Here is a 4,007-nt window from a genome sequence, read left to right as displayed (position 1 = left end):
GTTGCTTGGTCATCTGACACCTCGATATGGCGAGCATTCTCGCCTAAATGAGTGTCCGGTTTCATTAGACCACTACATTGCGCCATTCAATACTAGTGGTCTGGCACTAGAGTCCAAGCTATCCCACGCGGGGGAAGTAGGCGGGGTATTGAAATCACCCATCAGCATAATTTGGTTGTTGCCCGGATAAGTTTCCTTCAGCCACGACCAATAATTTGAAAGCGCCACTATCTCTGAGGCACGGTCAGCTTGACTTTTGCCGTAGAGAATGTGGACTGTGGCAACGACGAAATAGGAATTGTCAGTGAGGGATTTAAATCGAGCCGAATAGGGCTCTCGTTCAAATGTATCCTTTCGATCGAGGTAGGTCACAGCCCCGTCTTCATACGCGATAGCCTCATCCTTCCACACGAAGCCGTACATTTCTTTGTAGGTCGATCGGCCCACAGCGTGCGAAGCCATGAAGCTCCATTGCTTGCCGGTTTGTCTGGTCAGTTCCTTGGCCAATGCGGCGAGAGCCTCTTCACTCATCAATTCCTGAACGGCAAGAAAATCGACTTTCTTTGCAACCTTCGCTATTGCGACAAAATCCTTCGTGTCCCGTATGCTGAGATGTTCGAGGTTCCAGGTACCTATGTTTGTAGCCGCGAGGGCGTTGGTGCAGCAAAGTAAAAGACAAACAGCGATGTGGCGGAAAAGCTTAAGCATTAGGAACTCTATGGCAAAATTTGGTAGGCATCAGTTTTTGATGGCCTTCATCATCTGGCGAAGCTGCTTACTCAGTTCACTATTACGCAACTGAAGCTCGGCGTTCTCAGCTTTAAGATACTCGATGGTACTTACGAGGCTTCTATGGCTATCGACCATCTGGTTACCAATGGCCGCAGTGAGCGCCTCAGAAAGACGAAGATTGGTTAGGCGTTCGATTTCAGCTGTTCGCGAACGAAGCTCGTTCTGTATGACCGCCTTCGTGCGCTTTATTCTCGGGCGGTATTGGGTGGCTGAAAGGCTTTTCCAAAGTTCTTCAAGTTCAGCATTCTTTTGGAGGATCAACTCATTGAGTTCAGGCTGACGGCGTTTGTTCAGCAAGCTGTCATGGACACCACTGTCTTTGGCAATGTTGCGAGCTACAATTCTTCTTTCTTTGATACTGAGTTTTTCGCCCGCCTCCATAGACGCCTTGATGCGGTCAAAAGCCTTACATACGTGCAAGTAAAGGTTTCGCTTCGTTGTAGAGGTGACCCAGGAAGGTTCTTCGGGGACTTCAGTGCTATTGGAATACTGCCCTAAGCTGAATTTCATGCTGTTACCTTCTCTTCCAAGCGACGCTCGATTTTCCGAACGACTTCTCCACTCATATTCCCGAGAGCCTTGAGAGGATGGTTCTCCGCAATGAATTGGTGTGAGATTGCTGTTCGCTCAAGCTCCCGCTTCTGCAGGTTATTGTTCATACTGTGAGGGCATCCGGCGCAGACTTCCGGCGTGCTGCGTTGATCTACGTTCGGCGTACCAGTCTTAGGGTCATGGCACTTCGCGATATGCTGCTCATTAGCGCGCAGTGCGCAATAGCCCCATTCGAATGCGGTAAACCGCTCAAATTCATTAGCCAAGGCACTGAGGCGCTCATCGAATTCATCTCCTGTGAGCACGGAAATTTCTGCCATTTCTTTATCAATGCGTTTGGCCGCTGGCCCATAGAAGCGATCGTCCAATTTGCCATTTGCAATCCGGCCCATCACCTCTTTGGCGTAGTCGCGTTCCATGCTGATACGAACAGACTCGCTCAGTTTCTCGCGGGTATAGCGCCTGGTATGGAAAGAGCCATATGAATGGCGGAAATGCTCCCGGATCTTTTCCATGACATTCCCATCAAATCTACGCAGTGCAAACTCTGCAAAGGTATGACGGGCTTGGTGAGGCGAGACCTCACTATGAATCTTGCCAGCATCGGGGTACTTTTCTGCGACATGAGTCTTATAGAAAGACTTGAACCAACCCCTCAATGCGAATAGACCGTAGCCTGCGTCTGCCAACCATTGCTCATCGCTGAATTTGCCAGTGCCACGGGCGACAAGAAAAGCTTCTGACCTGTAAGCTCTATGGAGTAACGGCAGGTTGAACTTCTCCGTATCCACCGCCGACAGGTTTTTCATGAGTGTTGCTGCTTCTGCGGCAAGTCCGTGTAACGATCTTGGGTGCGCGAGCCCTGATTCTGTTTTGTAGTTTTCGGATGTAAACCACCAAGAACCGTCCGGTTCTTGCTCATAATCTGCAAGTCGCATTCCGTTGATTTCCGAAATGCGAAATCCACTCAATAATGTGATGACGGTCAAGGCTGCCTTAGTGAGCTCACAACAAAAATCACTGAGCGCGCCTTGGTTTTTCCATGGCAAAGATGCGTGGTGCCCTATGGTTGCTGCATCGATTGCGTTACCAAGCTTTATCGCAGACGGCGCCCAGTCTCGTTCAAAACGTGACAATACGTATCCCGGCGTCTGTATCCTTCTGTAAAGGGCGAGGCGATCCTTTTCACCAAACCAGCTTGTGATTTTCGTCTTTTCGCTACGCCATTGAGTAAAAAATATAGCCGCGATTTTTGCTTCATCTGATTCTATTTGGGTGATCGCTTCAGCGAGCATCAACGAAGCACAAGTCATAGGGATTGAGCCGTAGCTCCCGCCTTTACTCCATACCGCGTATTCTACTTCCAGATGTTTAAGCAAGGGCTCCATTGTGCTTTTTTTGAAAGCTCCGGTCATTCGGTGCACGACACCGTCTACGAGCTTTCCGGAATGGAGCATGGTATAAGTTTGTTCTAGGATCTTACAGAACATTGTCATTGTGGAGGGGCCAAGAATGAGGTCGCCGTCCTGATTATTCTCCTTTTTTACCATTAAAGCGCGGAGCATTGTTTGTATCTCAAGCCTGGACAGAGATTGGAGCGCTCGATCTGTAAAGTTTATCTCCCAGTACTCACAAAAGTCGCGTAAGTAAGCGATTTCTTGGCGTGCACTTGAAAGACTACTTACAACGATGCGTCCTTTCTCGTCTGCATGGCCCCGTGAAATATGCCCTTTCAGGAAATACATCTGTGCATAGAGCCTTTTTTGCATGGAGCACTTCCAGGCAAAATTGATTATGTAGAAAAGGCCTGTAATAGGATCCTGAATCTGGAAAGAATCATCTCCTAATTGATTTCCGATGGTTGGCGATTCAGGCGACATGGTAAACAACGCGGATGGGCTTGAATTGATTTGCATGGCCTGTTTACCTTACGACTGGAGTGGGGAAGGTATAATTCTTAAGTATATCCTTTCCCTGGCTAATGGCTTTGTGGTCAAACTTTTCGAGAGCATCCTCTATGTACGCCGCTTGCATTGCAATTGCAAAGGCTTTTAATTCATCTTCGACGGAAAAGTGCTTTAGTTGGTTGATACACTCATTCCGGTAGCTCATAAGTAGTGCGGCTGTAATACCGTTGGTGATGATGAACGTTTTACTTCCTTTCTCGAGCTGTCCAAATGGAGATATAGTGAAGCCTGCCCTTTGAGCAGACAATAGCAACTCGTCAAATTCTTCAAATTCGCCATTGTCAGATTTTGTGTGCGACCAACCGAGCATTAACTTTAGATCTGCCACGCTAATCATTACTTCATCACGAATAGCCGCTTGTACCTTGCGCGCGTCCTCCACCATGAGGTGGCCAACGTTATATGCAAATAGCGCTCTTTTTTTCAAGCGATACTTTGTCTCGCTCGCGTGCATATATACTACTTCTTTTACGCTTGCAGAGTGCGCGGTCGCATCGGCTCCCACAACCTCTTGAGAATACTTTTCAAACGCTTCATTGCCTGGATTGCCGCCGTCGGTGTCTATGATCGCGCGCGATTGAGCAATGGCAGTAACGCTAATTGTTTGACGTTGTGCGGGACTAGGCTCTGTACGTAAAGTATTGTCGCAAGCACCGCATAGCGCAGGCCAATGAGACCATCGCCGCAAAACTTGTT

Annotated in this window: 4 protein-coding genes; all 4 read right to left on the bottom strand. The window is 48.3% G+C overall.

The window, feature by feature from the left end:
• Window positions 1–72: 72 nt before the first annotated feature.
• Entirely contained in the window at window positions 73–708 is a 636-nt protein-coding gene (locus tag GHO03_RS23775) for an endonuclease/exonuclease/phosphatase family protein (RefSeq protein ID WP_153400637.1), read from the bottom strand.
• 30 nt (window positions 709–738) lie between these two features.
• On the bottom strand, window positions 739–1,302 hold the full coding sequence (locus GHO03_RS23770; protein WP_153400636.1) for a hypothetical protein: 564 nt from the start codon (window positions 1,300–1,302) through the stop codon (window positions 739–741).
• Window positions 1,299–3,260 carry a hypothetical protein gene (locus GHO03_RS23765; protein ID WP_153400635.1) on the bottom strand — a complete coding sequence of 654 codons (1,962 nt, stop codon included), beginning with the start codon at window positions 3,258–3,260 and terminating at the stop codon, window positions 1,299–1,301. Before GHO03_RS23765 ends, GHO03_RS23770 begins: the two co-directional genes overlap by 4 nt.
• A gap of 7 nt (window positions 3,261–3,267) precedes the next feature.
• Window positions 3,268–4,007, bottom strand: a 740-nt coding sequence (locus GHO03_RS25235; RefSeq protein WP_178110363.1) for a hypothetical protein, incomplete at its 5' end; no start/stop codon positions are given.

This window comes from Pseudomonas sp. FSL R10-1339, assembly GCF_009600545.1.
Taxonomy (GTDB): Bacteria; Pseudomonadota; Gammaproteobacteria; order Pseudomonadales; family Pseudomonadaceae; genus Aquipseudomonas; species Aquipseudomonas bubulae.
Note: the sequence above shows the minus strand (reverse complement) of the source record. Positions and strands in the feature narration are given on the sequence as shown.